The following is an 18,603-nucleotide window of genomic DNA, read 5'->3' as shown; positions in this document are numbered from 1 at the left end:
TTCAGAGCTGGTTGCGGATTTCGACCTTCACCGGCCCCGCGTTCTGCCGGATCGGAAGATCCGACGCGCAGGCGCCGACGAACAACAGGCAGTCGATCACCACCCGGCAGGTCACGTGGGTACCCGCGGGATGGCTGAGGTCATGCGGCGCGATCGCCCCCGTGGTGTCGATCGAGACATCGAGGAACAGGTTGATGGGGTCGGGAAATTTCGCAGGCTCCAGCCCCGCCTCGGCGACGGCCGCGCGAAACGCCTCGCGCTCGCAGGCTTCGGATGCCAGGCCGACCTCGGCCAGGCCGGAACGCGTCGCCCCCGGCATCAGCAGATCGTGCTTGCGGCCCGTGTCCTTGCCCAGAACCATCAGCGGCCGGCGGCGGTTCGTCACCATCCGCATCCCCTGGTTCAGCCGGTAGGAGTTCGAGAACACGCGGGTATGATGGGGCGACAGGAACTCGTCGGTCGAGGCGTCGGTATAGGCATAAAGCTGAACCGGGCGCCCGCCCTCGATATCGGTGATCGTCATCAGCTGCCCCTGTTTCACGGGGATGGCCGCAACCGTGCCATGGGGGATGACGACCGCGCTCTCGGGCGGAAGATCGGCGTCGGTCGGGGTGATCATCATCAGCGGCATTTGAACGCCTCCAGGTCATGGGCAGTCGGGGCGCTGTCGGTCACCACATAGCGCATGTCGGTCACGACGAGGCCGTTGCCGGGAATGATGTCCTGCGGGCAGGGCGACAGGGCGCAGGCGACATCCATCAGCGCCTTGAGCACGAGGTAGTCGCCGGCCCGGCTGATCGGGTCCGTGACGCCCATCTTTCCGTCCTCGGACACCGGCCCGTTCTGGAAGAAGTTGAACGGCTCCGGCACCTGCAGGATGTCGATGCCGTAGCGTTTCAGCGGCTCGTACATGTTTTCCAGGCAGTTGCGGTGGCCGGGCACGCCGAAGTCCACCGCGTAGCGGGTCGGGTCGCAGGCCGGGACGTTCGCGTCATGGATGCCGACGGTATCCTCGACCACCTCGAACATAGGCCTGTTCTCCGACGAGATCAGGCAGTCGCCCTTGCGGAAGTAGATCGAGCGGTTGGTGCGCCGGGTATGGGTGGGCGACAGGACCTCGTCGAGATCGGCAAGGGACAGTGCCACGAAATCGCCGGCCTGTTCACCGTGCAGATCCACGATGGTGATGTATTGTCCGGCCTTCGCCTCGAACCCGCGTCCGAAGCCGCCGGGGACGACTTCGTTGGTCGCGCCCGCGGGGTGGGTATGATTGCACATGGGATCTTCAGGCAAGCTTGCGCTTGCCTGCCTTTCTTGCGGTCTTGCTTGTCGGCCAGTCTTGCTTGTCGGCCGGTCTTACTTGACGGCCGGTCTTACTTGTTGGCGGGGATGAAGTCGGTTTCTGGGAGCGTGTAGGTGACGCCGAGATACTGCTTTTGCAGCTTTGCCATCGTGCCGTTCTTCTTCAACTTGACCAGTTCGGCGTCGAGGGTGTCGAGCAGCGCCTTGTCGTTCTTGCGCACCCCCCACGAGATGTAGGCGGGCTTGCCGAGCGATCCGGCCACTTCGAACATGCCGGGACGTTCCGCCATCACCTTTGCCAGCACGCTCATGTCGTCGACGATGAAATCGGCGCGCTTGGTGCCCAGGGCGGTGACGGTCTGGTCCGTGGTGTCGACGCTGAGGATCTTGATCGCGGCCTTGCCATCGGCGGTCAGCTTGCCGCTGACTTCCTGCACCACGCGCTCGGGCGTGCTGGTCTGCTTGACCGCCGCCGTCAGGCCCGCCAGCGAGCCCGGCTTGTCGCCGTTCACCTTGGTATCGCCAACGCGGCGCAGGACGGCGTTGACGGTCTTGCTGACCGGGATCGTGAACGAGATGCGCTTGGCGCGCTCTGCTGTGACGTTGAGGGCGGTCGCGGTGAAGTCGAACGACCCGGCGACAAGCCCCGGGATGATGCCGCTGAACGCCATCTTGCGGAACTCGACCTTGAGGCCGAGGTCCTTGGCGATCGCCCGGAGCAGGGCAGGGTCGTAGCCGGTGATGTTGCCGCTTGCGTCTGTGTATTCATAGGGCGCGAAGGTCGGGTCGAGGCCGACGATCATCGTGCCGCGCGCTTTCATGTCGGCAAGCGTGTCGGCGTTTGCGACCCCGCTCAGGGACGCCATCGCCACGAGGGATGCCGTGACGATCGAGCGGAGGGAACGAGGCGGGGTGAGAGCCATGATCAACTGTCCTTTCTGACGTTGACCGGGGTGTACGGGGTCTGGTTTGGCGATGAAATTAAAATTTCATGAAATTATGCAAAAGAAATGATGATTTCATATTGTGCCCAATATATGGGCGGCCTTTGCTGGGGATTCCTTGCTGACGTCTAAATTTCCGACGAAACTTCGGCGCGACCCGGGCGATCGCCACGGGATGACGTCAGGCGCCCGGCCGGGCGTTTCCGCCGATCGCGCCACGGGGTGGTTTGAAAGACCTGTCGGCCGGGACCACGCTGGCAGCTCAGGGCCCGGCGGGTGATCTCGGCCGGCTACTTGCCGATTTCATGAAAGAAGATGTCGATCTCCAGCGCCAGGCCGAACTCGAATTCGTTGAGCTCGGGCCCGCTCCAGCGATGTTGCTCGAGGTGGTCGAGGAAGTTCCGGCGCTTCTGTTCGTCGCGGGGTGTCAGCGGCAGCATCTCCGCCGCGCGGAGGTAGTCGATCCGCTTGTGAACCTCGCGCATCGCCGAGAAGGCTTCCATCATCACCGGAATGAGGCGCGGTTCCTGCTGCCAGGACTGACCGCCGAAAACCTCCTGAACCACGCGGTTGCCGGCGCCGAGGCAATCATAGGCGACGCAGCCGGGAAACCCCTTGGGCGTCAGGCTGTCGTGGATCGTGCAGCTGTGCCCCGAGAGGTTCCTGCACGGCTCTCCGGGGTTCTTGTCGAAGGCGAAATCCTTGCCCTTGTCGAAGGCCAGCATCACGCAGCAAAGCGCGGCGCAGCTGGAGCAGTCGGTCTCGAGGCGGTCGGTCGGGGGCATCTCGGCTTTCGCATGTCGGTGGCTTCCCGGAGAAAGCCGTTCCATGGCGGTATCCCGCGAAACAGCACGGGAGTGCAAGCGCCGGTCCGCGAGGGCTGCCTGTTCCACAAGGCCAAGACCCCCTCGACGCCCGAGGACCCGTCGCAGGGGTTCCTCACCGGGGGGGCGCCGCATCCTGGATGAGGCAGGGCTTGCCGCGCAGGATGTCAGCCACGTCCTTCACGGTACGACCGTCGCCACCAACGCGATCCTCGAAGGGCGTGGCGCGGAATGTGCCCTGCTGACGACCACCGGCTTTCGCCACGTGATCGAGATCGGCCGGCACGACATTCCGCGCACCGGCAATATCTACGCCTGGGTGAAGCCCGAGCGACCGGTCCCCCCCGAGCGCATCTACGAGATCGACGGCCGGATAGGACCACGAGGGGCGCGAATTGCAGCCGCTGGACGAGGCGGCGGTGCGGCGCGCGGTGGCCGAGATCCGCAGGCAGGGCATCCCGGCGATCGCGGTCTGCTATCTGCATTCCTATGCCGATCCGGTGCATGAGCAGCGCACGCGCGCGCTGATCGCCGAGGAATATCCCGAGGCGATGATCTCGCTGTCGTCCGAGGTGCTGCCGGCCTTCCGCGAGTTCGAGCGCAGCATGGCCGCGCGGCTCAATGCCTACGTGATGCCCAAGGTCTCGGGCTACGTGACGCGGCTGGAAGACCGGCTGGAGGCGGAGGGCATTCCCGGGCGTCTGCTGCTGATGCAGTCCAACGGCGGTGCCACCAGTGCCGCGACGATCCGCAACCAGCCGATCCAGACCGCATTGTCCGGGCCGGCCGCGGGGGTGGTGGGCGCCGCGGTGGTCGGTCGACAGGCGGGCGAGGACAAGCTGATCGGCTTCGACGTCGGGGGAACTTCGGCCGATATCTGTCTGATCGACGGCGCCGAGCCGGCCCTGACCATCGAGGGGCGGGTCGGGGAATGGCCGCTGGGCCTGCCGATGATCGACATTCACACCATCGGCGCGGGGGGCGGTTCCATCGCGCGCGTGGTCGGGGGCGTTCTGACCGTGGGCCCGGCCAGCGCCGGCGCCGTTCCGGGCCCCGTCTGCTATGGCCGCGGCGGGACGGAACCCACCCTCACCGATGCGCATCTGGTTCTCGGGCACCTGACCACGCGCCTTCTGATGGGGGAAATGGAGCTCGACCGCGCCGCGGCGGAGCAGGCGATCGCCACCCACGTTGCCGAGCCCCTCGGCCTGACGGTGCTCGAGGCCGCAAGCGGCATTGTCGACATCGCGAACAACAACATGGTGGGGGCGATCCGCGTCGTATCGGTCGAACGCGGCCACGACCCGGCCGATTTCGCGCTGGTGCCTTTCGGCGGCGCGGGGCCCTTGCACGGCGGGTTCCTGTTGCGGCTTCTCGGGCTGCGCGCAGCCCTCATCGCGCCGGAGGCGGGCGTGCTGTCGAGCATGGGCCTGTTGCATTCCGACCTGAAGAACGACTTCACCCGCACCTGTATCCTGCGCGCCCCGGATTACGATCTTGACCGGCTTTCCGCCGTCTTCGACAATCTCGATGCCAGGGCCGAGGGCTGGCTTGATGCCGAGTCGATCCCCGCCGAGGGGCGCAGCGTCCTCTGGACCGTCGGGATGCGCTATCAGCATCAGGGGTTCGAGCTGACGGTGCCGTGGCCGGGCCGTGACGTCTCGCCCGAGGCTCTGACCGAGGCGATCGAGGGGTTTCACGCAGCCCACCGGCAACTTTACACCTTCGATCAGCCCGAGGTTCCGGTCGAACTGGTCTTTGCCCGGGTTTCCGCGCGCGGGCATCTGGGGCAGCCGTCCGACCGCCACGCGGCGCCTGCCGGTGGCAGCACGCCAGAGCCGACGGGGAGGCAAAGGGTTCATGCGGCGGGGCAATGGCTTGACTGCCCGGTCTACGACCGCCGCGACCTGCGGGCGGGCATGCGCCTCCCGGGGCCTGCGATCGTCGAACAGCTGGATGCCACGACCTATATCCTGCCGGGCCAGACAGCCACGGTGGACGCGTTCGGCAACCTCGTCCTGCGGGAGGACTGACCGGTCAGATCACCGGCACCGTTGAATGGGCGACACCGGAGGAGGGGATGGCACCGGGAAAACCGCCGGATCCGTTCCGGCTTCCCCCCTTCCGCTACACGAACGCCGGGCCCGAACTCTGCGGTCAAATCTCGGGGTGTCCCTGGAGGGCGCCCCCTTCGTCTGCCTCCTGAAATCGGGGTGACGGCGGCGGCCAGGTCCTCCGGTCCCCGGGTGGCCTCTGCTCTCTCACGGCCCTACGGGGCCACGTAGAGCCCGGTCACGCCGACCGGAACATCGCCTCGCCGATGTACGACCCCTCCTCGGGGGCGGGCGGCACGAAGAACAGCCCCGACCCGATGTGCGAGATGTATTCGTTCAGCGCATCGGCTTCGCCCAGCTTGGTTTGCAGCATCTCGAAATGCGCCGGATCGCTCTGGTACGAGATGAACAGGAGGCCGGCGTCGAGCAGGCCGAACTGGTTGATCCCGTCGGTATAGTTGAACGGACGGCGCAGGATCTGCACCCCGCCGTTGTTCTCGTGCGCGGCCAGACGGATGTGCGCGGTCGCGGGGATCACCGGCGCGCCGTCGGGGCCGCGGCGGGCAAAGTCGGGCGTGTCGAATTCCTGCGTGCCGGTCAGCGGTGCCCCCGACAGCTTGTGCCGCCCGAAGACCGCGTTCTGGTCGCTGATCCGGTCGGTGTCCCAGTTCTCGATATGCATCTGGATCTTGCGCACCACCTGATAGGTGCCGTGGCGCTGCCAGTCGGCGCCGCCCTGCACCCAGACGTGACGGTCGAAGGCCTCGGCGCCGCGCACGTTGCGGGTGCCGTCCTTGAACCCCAGAAGGTTGCGCGGCGTCTGCTGGTCCTTGCCCGCCGAGGCGCGGCCAAAGCCCATTACCGTCCAGCGCGTCGCGGCGGCGCCCGTGTCCTTGGCGATCCGCGCAAGGTCGCGCACCGCGTGATAGGCCACCTGCGGATCGTCGGCGCAGGCCTGAAGCGACAGGTCGCCGCCGGTCAGCTCGGGTTTCAGCGCGTCGCTCGGCAGGTGCTTCAGCGGGCGCAGCAGGGGCGGGCGGTGGTCCTGCAGGCCCCGCGCTTCCGAGAACACGCCCGGGCCCATGCCCACGGTCACGGTCAGGCCGGCGGAGCCGAGCCCCAGCGCCTCGCCGGTATCGAAGCCCGCGGCGTTGGGACGGGAGGGTTCGACCTGTCCGATCGTCTCGCCCTTCGTCATCTGCGCGATCGCGGCCGACCAGCGCGCCAGCAGCACCTGAAGGTCCCGTGGCACCGACGAGGTCAGGTCGAAGGTCATGAAGAAGACATAGCGCTGCGGCGGGGTCATGATGCCTGCCTGTGGCCCCTTCCCGTAGAAGTCGTATTGCAGGCCATGATCGCCCACCACCGAGGGGGAGTGCATGGCCTTGCCGTCTGCCGTTCCCATGGTGCTGGCAGCGCCCGCCGGGCCGGTCATCGCCAGCCCGGCACCGCCGGCCGCGGCCCCCATCAGCAGCCCGCGCCGGGACAGGCGCGCATTCGGGGCATGTTCGGGATCGGATGACATGGGGGAACCTCTTGAAAAGTCAGGGCCGGGGCGGGCGGGCAGGTAGCCCGGGGTCAGGTGGCGTGGCGATAGCCGCGGCCTTCGGCGCCGGTGCCCCTGCTCGGGCCGCTGCCAGATCCCGTGCCGGTGCCGGAGTGCAGGCGAAGCAGCGCGCGCAGCCCCAGCGTGGCAAGGATCAGGGCGAACAGGGCCATCAGCACCGGCAGCACGCCAGCCCAGAAATGGCGTTCCTGTGCGGCGCGGCGGGTGGCATGCAGTGCGTCCTCGGCCGCGCTGACATAGGCCGGATCGACCTTCCAGTCAGACGCGGCCGCCGCACGCGGCCGAAGGATGCGCGGGCTGGCCAGACCGCTGCCGCTGAGTGCAAGGATGACCCGGCTGCGCGACTGCGCGTCAAGCAGGTGGCCGCCGGCCTCCCAGACCGTCAGGCGGCGTGTCTCGGTCCAGTGCGCGTCGAAGGGACCCGGGTTTTCCGCCGGGTTGAGGCCGATCGGGATGCGCCCGCCCGACAGCGCCATGACCTGGTCGAGGGTCAGGGTCGCGGGCTTGTCGGTCAGGGTCCTCTGGCCCTTTACCTGCCACAGCACTGCGGGGATGCCGGAATAATCACGGCTCCGGGCCGAGGTCGCGGGCAGCCTCGTGCTGCCAGTGCCGCCGGGCAGGCGGAGCCGGGCATCCCCCTCGGTCTGGCCCTGCGCAAGGCTGATGTTGCCGGCGTCCTTGCCCGCCGATTGCACTGGCACCGCGGCCGGAAGGCGCACTCGGGGTGCGGGAAAGAGCATGGCCAACGCCAGCGCGGCAACGCCCAGCCCCGCGGCCAGCCCAAGCTTCAGTCGCGCCGCGCCGCGTGCCGAGGGGCGGCTGTGCTGCGGCCAGTAGATCCAGAGCGCGACAGGGATGAGATAGGCGCACCAGCCCAGAACCTCGATCAGCCGCGGGTCGGCGGGGATGCCAAGCACGCCCGTCAGCAGGGCCGAACGCACCGTGCCCGGGGCCACCAGCCACGAGAGGTTCACCGTCGCCTGCTGTCCGGCGTTCAGCCAGCCGGCCTCGTGCGCGGTGCGCAGGCAGGTCACGACCAGCCCCGCCGCCACGAGGATCAGGAAGCCACCGGTGACGCGGAAGAACTTGCCGAGGTTCAGCTTGACCCCGCCAAGGTAGATCCCCCAGCCGATCAGCACCGCCATAAGGATGCCGATCACCGCGCCGGCGGCGGCAAGGGCTGCCGATTGCGCGGCGGAGAAGGTGGCCAGCAGGAAGACCGAGGTCTCGAACCCCTCCTTCAGCACCGCCAGAAAGGCCATCAGGGCTAGGGCCGAGGCCCCGCGCCGGCCGAGTGCCGCTGCCGCCTCGGCCTCCAGCTCGCGCTTCATGTCGCGGGCATGGGTGTTCATCCAGGCGATCATGCCGGTCACGAAGAAGATCGCGACGGCGCCGATCACCGTCTCCATCGCCTCCTGGTCCGACTGGGGCAAGGCGCGTTCCACCAGCTCCAGCGTGACGCCGACCACGACCGAAAGCAGCACCGCCAGCGCCACGCCGATCCACATCGCCGTCAGGTCGCGTCCGTTGCGGCGCAGGAACGCGGCGATGATGCCGACGATCAGCGCCGCCTCAAGCCCTTCGCGCAGGCCGATGACAAGGGTTGCCAGCATCGCCGGTCACCCGCGCCGGGCCGGGCCTGCGGTCAGCAGGCGCAGGGTGAAGGGGCAGGGAGGTGGGATCTGGGTCATGGCACGGCTCTTTCTCCGGGAAGGGCATCGCTTCGGGGGCCCCGGATGGCCTATTGTTGATCAGTTTTCTCAACAATAGGCCATGCCGCGCCGGTCAACTCCGCGTGGTCGCAGTTCACGAGGCCGTGGACCGACGCGGCCAGCCCGGCGTCGTCCCGGGGGCATCCCTGGCATAGGGCGGGCGATCGGGCATGGCGGGCGGGGCATGGCAGGGGCATCAGACGGGTGTCGATGCCCCTGCCCAGGGGCCTCAGTCTGCGGTCGCAACCTTTTCGGCGATCGAGGACAGGGGCTCCTGCAGCGACTGGACCGCGCGGCTGAGCTTGGCGGCGTCGGCGGCCTTGACCTTGGCCGTGTAAAGCCGGTACCCGCCAGGTTCGGCCTTGTCGCGGTAGCTGTCGAGCAGTTTGCTCACCTGTGCGAACCGGTCCGCGATCTGCTTGGTCAGCGCGGGGTCGATCTTCTTCAGACCCGGCTCAAGATAGGCAAAGGCCTGCTGCGCCCCCTCGACGTTGCCCGCGAAGTCGACGAGGTCATAGTGGCTGAAGGCCTCTTCCTCGCCGGTGATCTTGGTGGTCTGGACCTCTTCCAGAAGGTCGGCCGCGCCGTTCGCCAGGTCCTCGGGACGGTAGGTGAGCCCCTTCGCCAGCTTGTCCAATCGGTGCACGTTCTTGGAAAGCTCCGCCGCGGTGGCCTTGGTCTGGTCGGTGATCTTGCCCTTTTCGAACAGGTCGCGTTCGATCGCGTGGAAGCCGTGCCAACCGACCTTGGGGTCGAGGTTCGAGGCCCGCATGTCGATCAGATAGTCGAGGTTGCCGGCATTGTCCGTCGCCTTGAAGCCGGGAAGGATGAAGCCGTCGACGTCGGATTCAATCCGTTCGTAGAAGGGCCGGGCCCGCGGATATTCGGCCCGCGCCGCCTTCAGGTCGCCCGCGTCGATGTCGGATTTCAGCCGGTCGACTGCGGTCACCATCGCATCGACCACGCCGTCGACATACTTGGCATAGCCGTCCGCCCCTTTCTGAAGCAGTTCCGCGGTGGTGCCGCTGGGGCTGGCCGCGGCCTTCCCGGTCACGGTGAAGGCGACCATCTCCTTCGACGCGCCGGGGCAGTAAAGCTGATACTTGCCGCCGCCCAGCGTCAGGGTGAAACTGACGGCCGGAAGCCCGGGCGCGAGGTTTTCCTTTTCGCCGAGGATGCGGTTGTCGCTCTGCAGTTCGACCTCGGTGATCGCGGTCGCGGTCTTGTTGGTGACCGTGAAGGTGATAGGCCCGGCCTTGGCGCTGTCATGGTCCAGTTCGCAGGTTCCGCCATCCTTGCCGGTCAGCGTGATCGCGACCTTCGAAACCCCGTTGCTGACCGGCGCGGCGCTGCCGGCGGCCAGCGCCATCGGTGCCTGCGACAGCGCGATCAGGGCGGCAAGACCGCACGACATCTTGCGGGAATTGGGCAAACCAGAGGGGAACATGAGCATATCCTTTTGTCCGGGCGGCCCGGAGACGTCCAGGCCTCGAGACGCCAAGACCTTCGCGCCTCTTCGCTGGTCTGAATATATTCCCTAGTATTTTGCTCAAGAATAATGCGCCCGCGGAAGATCACCTTTGGGTGACCGGTCCGCTGCGAAATGCCGGCGCAAACGGGGTGGGGAGGACGGCTGCGTGTCCGGCCGGGCGGTGCCGGAACGCGACGCCAATGTGCCACAGGAGCGCCGCCGGAATACGCGGGGCAGGCTGTCGAGGGTGCTGGGTCATGCCCATGTAACGGTTTGAAGTGGCAGAGTAAAATTCGACGCTTCGCATCCCGGTGCCGCGCGGGTGAACCTTCATCCCAAGGGCGGCCCGGGCACCGGTGTCACACCGCTCTGCAACGGATGCGGCAGGGGGAGCATGCAACGGGTATGTCTTGCGACATATTTGCAACGGCGTGTGCGGCCGACGCGCTGGGGCGATTTTCGCGCTGGCGCCGGTGGAATGTCCCTTTGTAAGCGAACGGTACGAGGCGATTCGACCCACGCGGCCCGATCGCAGGACGCGACCGGCCGGAAGGCCCCTCACGCGCCGCCCTCGAGCAAGCGTTTTGCCAGCAAGCACCCTTCACATTGTCAGAGAGACACCTCTCGGTCAGGAGAGACCATGACGTATACCCGTCGCCGGCTTGCTGCGACCACGGCTTTGGGCGTTTTGATGTCGCCCGGGCTGGCCCTGCCCGTCGTGGCGCAGGACAGTACGGCCGCTTCCGCCGCCGCCTCAGCCACCACATCCGAAACCTCGGGCAAAGATGCCACGGAGACCAGCCTGGCCCCGATCACTGTCACCAGGCCCAAGGACACGACGCCTGCGGGCACCGCTGCGGCCAGCACGATCGGCGCCGACGCGCTTGCCCATTCCCAGGCCGGCACCGTGGCCAAGGCCGTGGCCAACGTGCCCGGGGTGAACATCGCCCGAGGGGACGACTTGCTCACCTCCACCGTCACCATCCGCAACTTCGGCGGCAACTCGGCGATGCCGGATTCCCAGCAAGTGGTATTCGCCCTCGACGGCACTTCCATCGCGGGCGGCAACTTATACCGGAACTCCGCCGGGCAGATCGTCGATCCGTCGCTGCTGAAGTCGGTCAGCGTGCTCAAGGGGCCGCTGGCATCGCTGGAATACGGCGGTGGTATCGTCGGCGGCACGATCGCGATGGACACGATCAACGGCGCCGACCTGACGGGCGGGCAGCATGGGTTCAAGCTGCGTCAGGTGGCAGGGGCAAGCTCCAACGGGTCGGGCTGGAAGACCTCGACCACGCTTGCCTGGCAGCCGAACGATTCCTTCGACTTCCTCGCCAACTACGCGCGCAGCTATTCCGGCAACAAGACGGATGGCGACGGAAACACGATCGACCTGGGCGGGTACAACGTGCCTTCGATCCTGCTCAAGGCGCGCTACCGTTTTGGCGCGGCGCATGATCAGGCGATCGTTCTGACCTATGACAAGTCGCGCAGTGTGCAGCAGAACGTGCCCTATTCGACGGCCTCGCCGCTGACCGTCTTCGGCAACGTGAACCGCACGCGCGACGGCCATGTCGTCAGCCTCGCCTACAGCTACAAGCCGGCCGACAACCCGCTGATCGACTTCACGCTGAAGGCCAGCCGCTCGCACCAGAGCTATGACATCGTCGGGCTGTCGCGGATCTCCTCGGCTTTCGCGGGGACCTATCAGGTCTATACCGACACGGTGCAGGCCAAAAACACCGCGCGGTTCCAGACCGGCGGCATCAGCCACACCCTGCGCGCCGGGCTGGAATGGTCGCACCAGAACCACGATGGCATCATGACCGGCGTGGCGGGGGCGGGAAAATACAACCGCCTCGGCCTGTTCGCGATCGACCAGATGGCGATGGCGCATGACCTGAATGTCTCCGTCGGCGGGCGGATCGAGCGGCAGAACCTCTACGACCTGACCAGCACCAGCGGCACCGCCCTGCCCGACATGGATACCACCGCCCGCAGCCTGGGGGTGGGTGTCGACAAGGGGTTGGGTCGCGGCTTCACCGCCTATGCCTCGTTCACCTATTCCGAGGGGCTGACGCTGCCGGATTTTGCCGGCTATGCGAATGCCGATGGTGTCTACTGGGGTGACAAGGTCTTCAAGACGCGCAACTGGGAAACCGGCCTGCGCTACGAGGGCGGCGACCTGATGGCATCCGACGACCGGATGCAGGCCTCTCTCGGGCTGTTCAAGACCGACATCTGGGACAACACCGCCTATCCCAGCACCAGCTACGAGACGATGTCGACATCGGGGCTGGAGGGGCAGGTGAACTACGGCCTTGCCTCGGGTCTCTACAGCCGGGCCGCGCTGACCATGACGTTCGACGACAAGTACCGCAACGACAGCACAGACTGGAAGCAGTACGAATACGCGCTGATGAACCAGCTGGCCCTGACCCTCGGCAAGCGGTGGGAACGCACGGGCTGGGATGTCAGCTGGACCCTTCGCGCCGGCGCGGGCCAGACCCTCGACGGCCTGCACCAGCCCGGCTGGGGCGTGAACGACCTTGCCGCCAGCTACACGTTCAAGAGCGGCCCGCTGGAAGGTCTGCGGACGGACTTCGGCATCGATAACGTCTTCGACAAGCAATACGTGCTGCAATACACGACCACCGGCCCGTCCTTCCCCGAGGCCGGGAGAACGTTCAAGATCACCTTCTCGAAGACCTTCTGAGCCGGCGGAAACCTTCGACCATCCTGAAAACGAAACGGGGGCGGCGAGGATATCGCCGCCCCCTTGCATGTGTCGGGCCGCCCGGTTGAGCCATCCCTCTCGCCGCCGCCATGGCCGCGGCCCGGGGCGTCCGTCCGTCAGGCCATGTAGCGATCCACCAGCGTCTGGACACGTGCGAAGGCCGCGTGTGCCGCGTCCACGGCGCGGGCCTCTTCCGTCGGCGAAAGCGGGACGGCATCCAGGGCACCCTTGAACGTGCGCCAGTGTTCCGCGCGGCCTTCCGGCGCCCCGGCAAGGTGGCGCGCGCCATGGTCTTCCGACAGCCCGATCCCGCGTGCCGCCTTCAGCAGGAAGGCCGCCCCGAGGTTCGATCCCTCGACGACGTAAAGCCAGCCAAGCGCCTCGGGCAGGGCCAGCCCCTGCGCCGCCGGGGCCTCGTGCGGGGAGTCATCGGCCACGCCAAGGTCCCTCATGTCGTCGCACACGGCCCCGAGGCGCGAGAGATGTTCCAGATCCGCGATCACCGCCGCCACGTCGGGATCGGCGTAGAGCGGGCTGACATCGTGGTGAAAGCGGTTCTGGACCTTGAGGAAGCGGCTGTAGTTCGCGGTGTTCTCGAAAGGTCTGGCCGCCATGATCGCGGCGTCGAGCAGGGCGTGCCTGTCATGGGTCGCCTCGCGCAGCCGGGCGGACCGGGGGGGCAGGGCGTCGGTGCCCCGAGGGGTGGCCTGAAGGGACGGGGTGTCTGGGGTCATCATCGGATCTCTCGAAAGGGCCGGAGACGGGGCCGCCGGCCGCAGTGTAGGGTTTGCCCGCGCACCCTGTCCGGTTCCGGCCCTGTCCAGCGTCGGGGTGGTGGGCCCTTTCGGGCGCGTGCCTGCCGTGCCGCATGATGCCGGTCCGCGCAAAAGGGGGGGGCATCTGCCGGGCCCTGTGTCGCGGTCGGGAGTGTCGGGGAATGGCTGGAATTGGCTGGGCCGGAAGGTGCACCAGCCCGGGGGCCGAGCGCAAGGCGAATTCGTCCGCAAAGGCATTGCCCGAGGCCGCTTTTCCCATCGCTGCCCGGTCTCGGCGCTTGTGTCCGGTTGATTCCTGAGTAATATAGTCAGGAATTAATCTGATGGACTCACACGATGATCGACCATAACGGAACCGCCCCGCGCGGAAGGATATCGCATGCCCGGCGACTGGCCGGCAGGGTGGTGCTTGCCTTGTCGTTCATGGGGGCGCTGGTACTTGCCGCGCAGGGCGCGCAGGCGGCCGACCCCGCCCGCCGGATCGTGTCGATCGGCGGCGCCACGACCGAGATCCTCTATGCGCTCGGGGCGGCGGACCGCATCGCGGCGGTCGATACGACCAGCACCTATCCCGCAGCGGCGAAGGACAAGGCAAGCGTGGGCTACATGCGCAGCCTCTCGCCCGAGGGGGTGCTGTCGGTGCGTCCGGACCTCATCCTGATGGAGGAAGGCGCGGGCCCGCCCGCCGCGGTGTCGGTTCTGAAGGCGGCGGGCGTGCCGCTGGTGGAGGTTCCGGCGGGGCACGACCCGGCCGCCATCGCGCGCAAGATCACGTTGGTCGCCGATGCGGTCGGCGCGCCGGAACGCGGGCGGCGCATGGCCGCTGCGGTGACCGCCAGCCTGACCCGGCTGCAGACCCGGCTGGCGGGGATCGGCGATCGCAAGCGGGTGCTGTTCGTCCTGTCGATGAGCGGCGGCCGCCCGGTCGCGGCGGGGGCGGGCACGGGCGGCGATGCGATCATCCGGCTTGCGGGCGGGATCAATGCCTTCGCGTCAGTCTCCGGCTACAAGACCGTCTCGGCCGAGGCCGCGGTGGCGATGAAGCCTGACGTGATCCTGATGATGTCGCATGCGGGGCCGACGGTGCCGGATGCGCAGGTGCTGGCCTCGCCCGCGCTGGTGGCCACGCCGGCCGGGCGACATCATGCGCTGATCCGCATGGATGGCCTCTATCTGCTGGGCTTTGGCCCGCGCACCGCCGATGCCGCACGCGACCTTGCCGCAAGGCTTTATCCCGGACGCGGGATTGCTGCCGGCGACGCGGCCAAGACGGACACAAAGACCGTGGCCGCCCGGCCATGACCCTCAGCGTCACAGGCGCCCCGCCCCGCCCGGCGCGACCCCGGCCCGCGGCAGGGGACCGGCGCGACAGGGCGCGGCTGGCGCTGATCGCGCTGGCCTGCGGCCTTGTGCTGGTGGCACTGCTGGCACTGGGGACCGGACCGCTGGGCCTGTCGCCGTGGCGGGTGCTGGAGGTCCTGCGTGCGGGTCCGCAGGCGTCGGTCTCCGCCGACAGCCTGGTGATCTGGCAGATCCGCCTGCCAAGGCTGCTCTTGGGGCTGGCGGTCGGTGCCGGGCTGGCGACGTCGGGCGCTCTGATGCAGGGGCTGTTCCGTAACCCCTTGGCCGATCCGGGCTTGATCGGCGTTTCGGCTGGCGCCGCGCTGGCGGCGATTGCGACGATCGTGCTGGGCACCGCCGTCCTGTCGCTGCCCGAGGCGCTGCTGCAGATCTATGCGCTGCCGCTGGCGGCCTTCGGCGGGGCGCTGGTCAACACGCTGCTGCTCTACGCCATCGCGACGCGGCGCGGACAGACCTCGGTCGCGACGCTGCTCCTGGGCGGGATCGCCATCGGGGCGGCGGCGGGCGCCCTGTCCGGGCTGCTGATCTACAAGGCGAACGATACCCAGCTGCGCGACTTCACCTTCTGGTCGATGGGCGGGCTGGGGGGCGCGACCTGGGGGACGATGGCAGTCTGCGGGCTGGCCACGCTGTCCGTGGTCGTGGCGGCGCCGTTCTTTGCGCGCGGGATGAACGCGGTGACGCTGGGCGAGGCGCAGGCCTATCACCTGGGGGTGGACGTGCAACGGCTGAAGCGGCGGGTGATCGTGCTGGTGGCGCTGTCGACCGGGGCGGCGGTGGCGGCAAGCGGGATGATCGGTTTCGTCGGTCTGGTCGTGCCGCACCTTCTGCGGCTGGTGATCGGACCGGATCACCGCGGCCTGCTGCCGGCCTCGGCTCTGCTCGGGGCGCTGCTGCTGGTGCTGGCGGACATGGTGGCGCGCAGCGTGGTCGCCCCCGCGGAATTGCCGATCGGGATCGTCACGGCGGCGGTGGGCGCGCCGTTCTTCCTGTGGCTTCTGCTGCGGCGGCGCGGCGGGATCGGAGGCTAGGGGCGGATGCTGGAACTGAGGAATGCCACCTGCCGCGCCGGAGGGCGCCTTGGGGGCCGCGCATTGGTGCGCCGGCTGAGCGCGGGTTTTGCCCCGGGCACCGTGAACGTGGTGATCGGGCCGAACGGCGCGGGCAAGACCACGATGCTGCGGCTGCTTTCGGGCGAACGCGCGGCGGATGAGGGCAAGGTCCTGCTTGACGGTGTGGCAGTGCAGCGCCTGGGGGCGCGGGCGCTGGCGACCCGCCGCGCCGTCCTGGCCCAGTTCACGCCGGAGGGGTTTTCCTACACCGCGCATGAGGTCGTCCGCCTTGGCAGCGAAGCCCCGACGGCGGGCCGGGCCGTGCCGCCCTGGACCGGACCGGAAAGCGCCCTTGCGGCCGTCGATCTGGAGGGGTTCGGCGGGCGGCTGGTGACCGAGCTGTCGGGCGGAGAGGTGCAGCGCGTGCATTTGGCCCGGGTGCTGTGCCAGCTCGGGTCGGCGACGGGGCCGGAGGGCGCGCGCTACCTGCTGCTCGACGAGCCGATCGCCAGCCTCGACATCCGCCACCAGGTCCTGGTGATGGAGATCGCACGGGCCTTCGCGCGGGCCGGTGGCTGCGTCGTGGTGATCCTTCACGACCTGAACATCGCCGCCCGCTATGCCGACCGGCTTGTCCTCATGGAAGAGGGCGAAATAAGTGCGAGCGGCTCCGCGGGGGAGATCCTCACCGCCGACCGGCTGACGCGTGCCTACGGCCTGCCGCTGACGGTGCGGGTGGTGACCGGAGAAGGGGACAACGGCGCAGGCGGCGACCGGCGCGTCATCTTGCCTGCCCTCTGCGCGTCCTGATGTCTGGTGGTCTCTGGTGGCGGCGCCTTTCCCGAAGTCCTGAGCAAGGAGAAGCCATGCTGGCGGCAGGGGCCGTTTCCCTGCTCGCGGTCTCCTCAAAGGTTCGCTCGATCAGGATCCTCGGATTTGACGGCGCCTCGCCGGATGCTGGTGAGCCGGGGTGTGTGAGTGCGCGCGCTCCATGCGCGTGGATTCGGAAAGTGACCCGACGGCCGCAGTCCCCCGCCGGGCCGCCCGACTGGGTGCCGGCTGTCGCAGGCGGCGGCGCGCCTCACCTCCAGCCGCGCCCGGCGGCGGCGGTGAGATTGGAGCGGATCACCTGCCGATGAAAGGGTGCGATCGCGAACAAATAGGCCCTCCCGGTGAGGTTGTGGCACCGCACCACGGTCGTCGCGACCAGTTCCGACCCCGCGCCGTCGCGAGCGGGTCGCAGCAGCAGCGAGGCGCGGAAATCGAGGTGGCGATCGTCCTCGCCCAGCACCATCTCCGACCCGGATTTCTCGATGACCCGGAAGAAGTCGATATGTTCCGCCCCAGCGCTCTCGGCCTGTTGCTGTAGCTGCGCCGAGGTTTTGACGCCGAACGGGCGCATCGCGGTGTTCCTGACCGACAGAAGCAGGCGGATCCAGGGCGCGGGGTGGCCGAGGGTGCTGCGGGCCAGTGCCTCGATGCCGCGCGCCGCATCCGCACTGGTCAGATCGACGGCGAAGGCATCGGCAAGATCGGCGCCGGGCAGCCAGCCGGAGATCGCGCTGTCGGTCGGGCAGGGGACCTGGCGGATCCGCGTTCCCATGGGTGGTCTCCTTGCATTGGCGCGTCAGAGGGTCGGCAAGGCCGTGGCCGGGGGAGACGCGCATTCCCCGACCTCGCGACCATACTGGCGGGGCGAGCGAAGCATGATGCGCTTGAAGGTCGCGCTGAAGGATTTCTCCGACTCGTAACCCAGGGCGGAACTGATCTCGGCCAGTGACTGGCGCGAGGCGGTCAGCTTTTCGGCGGCCTTCAGCATGCGCCACCGTGTCAGATAGGCCATCGGCGAGACCCCGGCGACCTGCTTGAAGAGCAGGGCAAAGGCCGTGCGCGACATGGCGGCCTCGGCGGCGAGGGTTTCGACCGTCCAGCGGTGGCCGGGGGCGCGGTGCATCGCGCTGATCGCGTCGCGCAAGCGTGGGTTGGCAAGCGCAAACAACCAGCCGGTCGCCGCCTCGGGCCTGCGGGCTTGATGCGAACGCAGCGCCTGCACGAGGATCATCATGGCCAGTTGTTGCGCCACCACGAAATCGCCGGGCAGGGCGTCGGACATCTCCTTGCGCAGTCGTTCGACGCACCAGCGCAACATCTCGCCATCGGCCGCATCCCGGATGTGTAGCAGCGAGGGGAGCGTCTCCAAGAGCAGATCCGCCTGACCCTCGGCCAAGGAGAAGTATCCGCCGATGCTCAGGAAGTCTCCGCCGCCGTTGTAGGTCATGATCCGCCCGTCCGGCCTGGGCGGCAGGATCTGCCGCAGGTCGACCGGCGTGACCATGGGATCGCTCGAGATCCGGAAGGCCTTGCCATGCGGCAGCAGAAAGCATTCACCCGCGTGGATCTGAACCGGATCGGCCGCGTCCTCGAGCGAGACCCAGCAGGTCCCGGCGACCACGGCGTGAAACTTGATCCCGTCGTGCCGGTCGAACTGTATGGCGAACGCGCCACCGGCATCGAGCCCGCCGGACACATAGCTGCGCAGCCTGAGCAGCGAGAGAATGTCGGAGAGCGGATCCATATCCCTGCCCTGAACGAATGGATACTTGGTTTGGACCATAGTTCTCCGCCGTCCCGTTTCCAGGGTCGCGTCTGCCATCCGTCGGCTGAATCGCCCGGGCGGGGCGCGCGATTGCCCCTGAAGGTGGTCGTGCCGGTCTTCCGGGCTGACGCTGATCCGGTACGGGAAGGCGCGACGTAGAGCCGAGGCATCGCAGCAGGCGACGCTTCTGCAGATCTGAACGAATG

General features: G+C 67.9%; 16 protein-coding genes. 6 read left to right on the top strand and 10 right to left on the bottom strand.

The window, feature by feature from the left end:
* Nucleotide 1 precedes the first annotated feature (1 nt).
* From CVV76_RS14530 to CVV76_RS14515, 4 genes are all read right to left on the bottom strand, one after another.
* Nucleotides 2–631, bottom strand: coding sequence for a DUF1989 domain-containing protein (locus tag CVV76_RS14530; protein WP_102225381.1), 630 nt, complete (start codon nt 629–631; stop codon nt 2–4).
* The gene (locus CVV76_RS14525) at nt 622–1,278 is read right to left on the bottom strand and encodes a DUF1989 domain-containing protein (RefSeq protein ID WP_102225380.1); all 657 of its coding nucleotides are present in this window, start codon (nt 1,276–1,278) and stop codon (nt 622–624) included. Before CVV76_RS14525 ends, CVV76_RS14530 begins: the two co-directional genes overlap by 10 nt.
* Nucleotides 1,279–1,373: 95 nt before the next feature.
* Nucleotides 1,374–2,225: a transporter substrate-binding domain-containing protein gene (locus tag CVV76_RS14520; protein WP_102225379.1), complete on the bottom strand. Its 852-nt coding sequence runs from the start codon at nt 2,223–2,225 to the stop codon at nt 1,374–1,376.
* 311 nt (nt 2,226–2,536) lie between these two features.
* A complete protein-coding gene (locus CVV76_RS14515) occupies nt 2,537–3,031 on the bottom strand; it encodes a hypothetical protein (RefSeq protein ID WP_102225436.1) in 495 nt (164 codons plus the stop codon).
* A 43-nt stretch (nt 3,032–3,074) separates the two neighbouring features.
* On the opposite strand from CVV76_RS14515, the gene CVV76_RS25680 reads away from it, so the two are divergent.
* Both CVV76_RS25680 and CVV76_RS14505 read left to right on the top strand, forming a co-directional pair.
* Nucleotides 3,075–3,578, top strand: a complete 504-nt coding sequence (locus tag CVV76_RS25680; protein ID WP_102225378.1) for a hydantoinase/oxoprolinase N-terminal domain-containing protein — start codon at nt 3,075–3,077, stop codon at nt 3,576–3,578.
* Entirely contained in the window at nt 3,466–5,103 is a 1,638-nt protein-coding gene (locus CVV76_RS14505) for a hydantoinase/oxoprolinase family protein (RefSeq protein ID WP_102225377.1), read from the top strand. The genes CVV76_RS25680 and CVV76_RS14505 overlap by 113 nt, the downstream gene beginning before the upstream one ends.
* 259 nt (nt 5,104–5,362) lie before the next feature.
* On the opposite strand, the gene CVV76_RS14500 is transcribed toward CVV76_RS14505, so the two are convergent.
* From CVV76_RS14500 to efeO, 3 genes are all read right to left on the bottom strand, one after another.
* Nucleotides 5,363–6,649 carry a Dyp-type peroxidase gene (locus CVV76_RS14500; protein ID WP_102225376.1) on the bottom strand — a complete coding sequence of 429 codons (1,287 nt, stop codon included), beginning with the start codon at nt 6,647–6,649 and terminating at the stop codon, nt 5,363–5,365.
* 53 nt (nt 6,650–6,702) lie between these two features.
* Nucleotides 6,703–8,304: an iron uptake transporter permease EfeU gene (efeU, locus tag CVV76_RS14495; RefSeq protein WP_102225375.1), complete on the bottom strand. Its 1,602-nt coding sequence runs from the start codon at nt 8,302–8,304 to the stop codon at nt 6,703–6,705.
* Nucleotides 8,305–8,632: 328 nt separating this feature from the next.
* The gene (efeO, locus tag CVV76_RS14490) at nt 8,633–9,850 is read right to left on the bottom strand and encodes an iron uptake system protein EfeO (RefSeq protein ID WP_199178612.1); all 1,218 of its coding nucleotides are present in this window, start codon (nt 9,848–9,850) and stop codon (nt 8,633–8,635) included.
* Between the two features lie 664 nt (nt 9,851–10,514).
* Here efeO and CVV76_RS14485 point away from each other — a divergent pair.
* Nucleotides 10,515–12,590: a TonB-dependent receptor domain-containing protein gene (locus CVV76_RS14485; protein ID WP_158243160.1), complete on the top strand. Its 2,076-nt coding sequence runs from the start codon at nt 10,515–10,517 to the stop codon at nt 12,588–12,590.
* Nucleotides 12,591–12,727: 137 nt separating this feature from the next.
* Here CVV76_RS14485 and CVV76_RS14480 read toward each other — a convergent pair whose 3' ends face one another.
* Nucleotides 12,728–13,345 (bottom strand): biliverdin-producing heme oxygenase, encoded by a 618-nt coding sequence (locus CVV76_RS14480; protein WP_102225435.1) that lies wholly within the window; start codon nt 13,343–13,345, stop codon nt 12,728–12,730.
* 378 nt (nt 13,346–13,723) lie between these two features.
* On the opposite strand from CVV76_RS14480, the gene CVV76_RS14475 reads away from it, so the two are divergent.
* From CVV76_RS14475 to CVV76_RS14465, 3 genes are read left to right on the top strand one after another with little or no spacing between them, the layout of a single operon-like run.
* The gene (locus tag CVV76_RS14475) at nt 13,724–14,689 is read left to right on the top strand and encodes a heme/hemin ABC transporter substrate-binding protein (RefSeq protein ID WP_102225372.1); all 966 of its coding nucleotides are present in this window, start codon (nt 13,724–13,726) and stop codon (nt 14,687–14,689) included.
* Nucleotides 14,686–15,780 carry a FecCD family ABC transporter permease gene (locus CVV76_RS14470; RefSeq protein WP_102225371.1) on the top strand — a complete coding sequence of 365 codons (1,095 nt, stop codon included), beginning with the start codon at nt 14,686–14,688 and terminating at the stop codon, nt 15,778–15,780. Before CVV76_RS14475 ends, CVV76_RS14470 begins: the two co-directional genes overlap by 4 nt.
* Nucleotides 15,781–15,786: 6 nt before the next feature.
* Nucleotides 15,787–16,611, top strand: a complete 825-nt coding sequence (locus CVV76_RS14465; protein WP_102225370.1) for an ATP-binding cassette domain-containing protein — start codon at nt 15,787–15,789, stop codon at nt 16,609–16,611.
* A 271-nt stretch (nt 16,612–16,882) separates the two neighbouring features.
* Here the strand turns inward: CVV76_RS14465 and CVV76_RS14460 are convergent, their stop codons facing one another.
* Nucleotides 16,883–17,404 (bottom strand): DUF2867 domain-containing protein, encoded by a 522-nt coding sequence (locus CVV76_RS14460; protein ID WP_102225369.1) that lies wholly within the window; start codon nt 17,402–17,404, stop codon nt 16,883–16,885.
* A gap of 24 nt (nt 17,405–17,428) precedes the next feature.
* Nucleotides 17,429–18,376, bottom strand: coding sequence for an AraC family transcriptional regulator (locus CVV76_RS14455; protein ID WP_102225368.1), 948 nt, complete (start codon nt 18,374–18,376; stop codon nt 17,429–17,431).
* Nucleotides 18,377–18,603: the final 227 nt, after the last annotated feature.

The sequence above is a fragment of the Acidimangrovimonas sediminis genome (assembly GCF_002871005.1).
Lineage (GTDB): Bacteria > Pseudomonadota > Alphaproteobacteria > Rhodobacterales > Rhodobacteraceae > Acidimangrovimonas > Acidimangrovimonas sediminis.
The sequence above is the reverse complement of the archived record's forward strand: the minus strand, read 5'-3'. Positions and strand labels throughout refer to the sequence as shown.

Bases quoted from the DNA above. Each gene is read 5' to 3' on its own strand.
- CVV76_RS14475 (WP_102225372.1), top strand. From the start codon at position 13,724: ATGATCGACCATAACGGAACCGCCCCGCGCGGAAGGATATCGCATGCC.
- CVV76_RS14460 (WP_102225369.1), bottom strand. From the start codon at position 17,404: ATGGGAACGCGGATCCGCCAGGTCCCCTGCCCGACCGACAGCGCGATC.
- efeO (WP_199178612.1), bottom strand. From the start codon at position 9,850: ATGTTCCCCTCTGGTTTGCCCAATTCCCGCAAGATGTCGTGCGGTCTT.
- efeU (WP_102225375.1), bottom strand. From the start codon at position 8,304: ATGCTGGCAACCCTTGTCATCGGCCTGCGCGAAGGGCTTGAGGCGGCG.
- CVV76_RS14530 (WP_102225381.1), bottom strand. From the start codon at position 631: ATGCCGCTGATGATGATCACCCCGACCGACGCCGATCTTCCGCCCGAG.
- CVV76_RS14515 (WP_102225436.1), bottom strand. From the start codon at position 3,031: ATGCCCCCGACCGACCGCCTCGAGACCGACTGCTCCAGCTGCGCCGCG.
- CVV76_RS14525 (WP_102225380.1), bottom strand. From the start codon at position 1,278: ATGTGCAATCATACCCACCCCGCGGGCGCGACCAACGAAGTCGTCCCC.
- CVV76_RS14520 (WP_102225379.1), bottom strand. From the start codon at position 2,225: ATGGCTCTCACCCCGCCTCGTTCCCTCCGCTCGATCGTCACGGCATCC.
- CVV76_RS14485 (WP_158243160.1), top strand. From the start codon at position 10,515: ATGACGTATACCCGTCGCCGGCTTGCTGCGACCACGGCTTTGGGCGTT.
- CVV76_RS14455 (WP_102225368.1), bottom strand. From the start codon at position 18,376: ATGGATCCGCTCTCCGACATTCTCTCGCTGCTCAGGCTGCGCAGCTAT.
- CVV76_RS25680 (WP_102225378.1), top strand. From the start codon at position 3,075: ATGGCGGTATCCCGCGAAACAGCACGGGAGTGCAAGCGCCGGTCCGCG.
- CVV76_RS14470 (WP_102225371.1), top strand. From the start codon at position 14,686: ATGACCCTCAGCGTCACAGGCGCCCCGCCCCGCCCGGCGCGACCCCGG.
- CVV76_RS14465 (WP_102225370.1), top strand. From the start codon at position 15,787: ATGCTGGAACTGAGGAATGCCACCTGCCGCGCCGGAGGGCGCCTTGGG.
- CVV76_RS14500 (WP_102225376.1), bottom strand. From the start codon at position 6,649: ATGTCATCCGATCCCGAACATGCCCCGAATGCGCGCCTGTCCCGGCGC.
- CVV76_RS14480 (WP_102225435.1), bottom strand. From the start codon at position 13,345: ATGACCCCAGACACCCCGTCCCTTCAGGCCACCCCTCGGGGCACCGAC.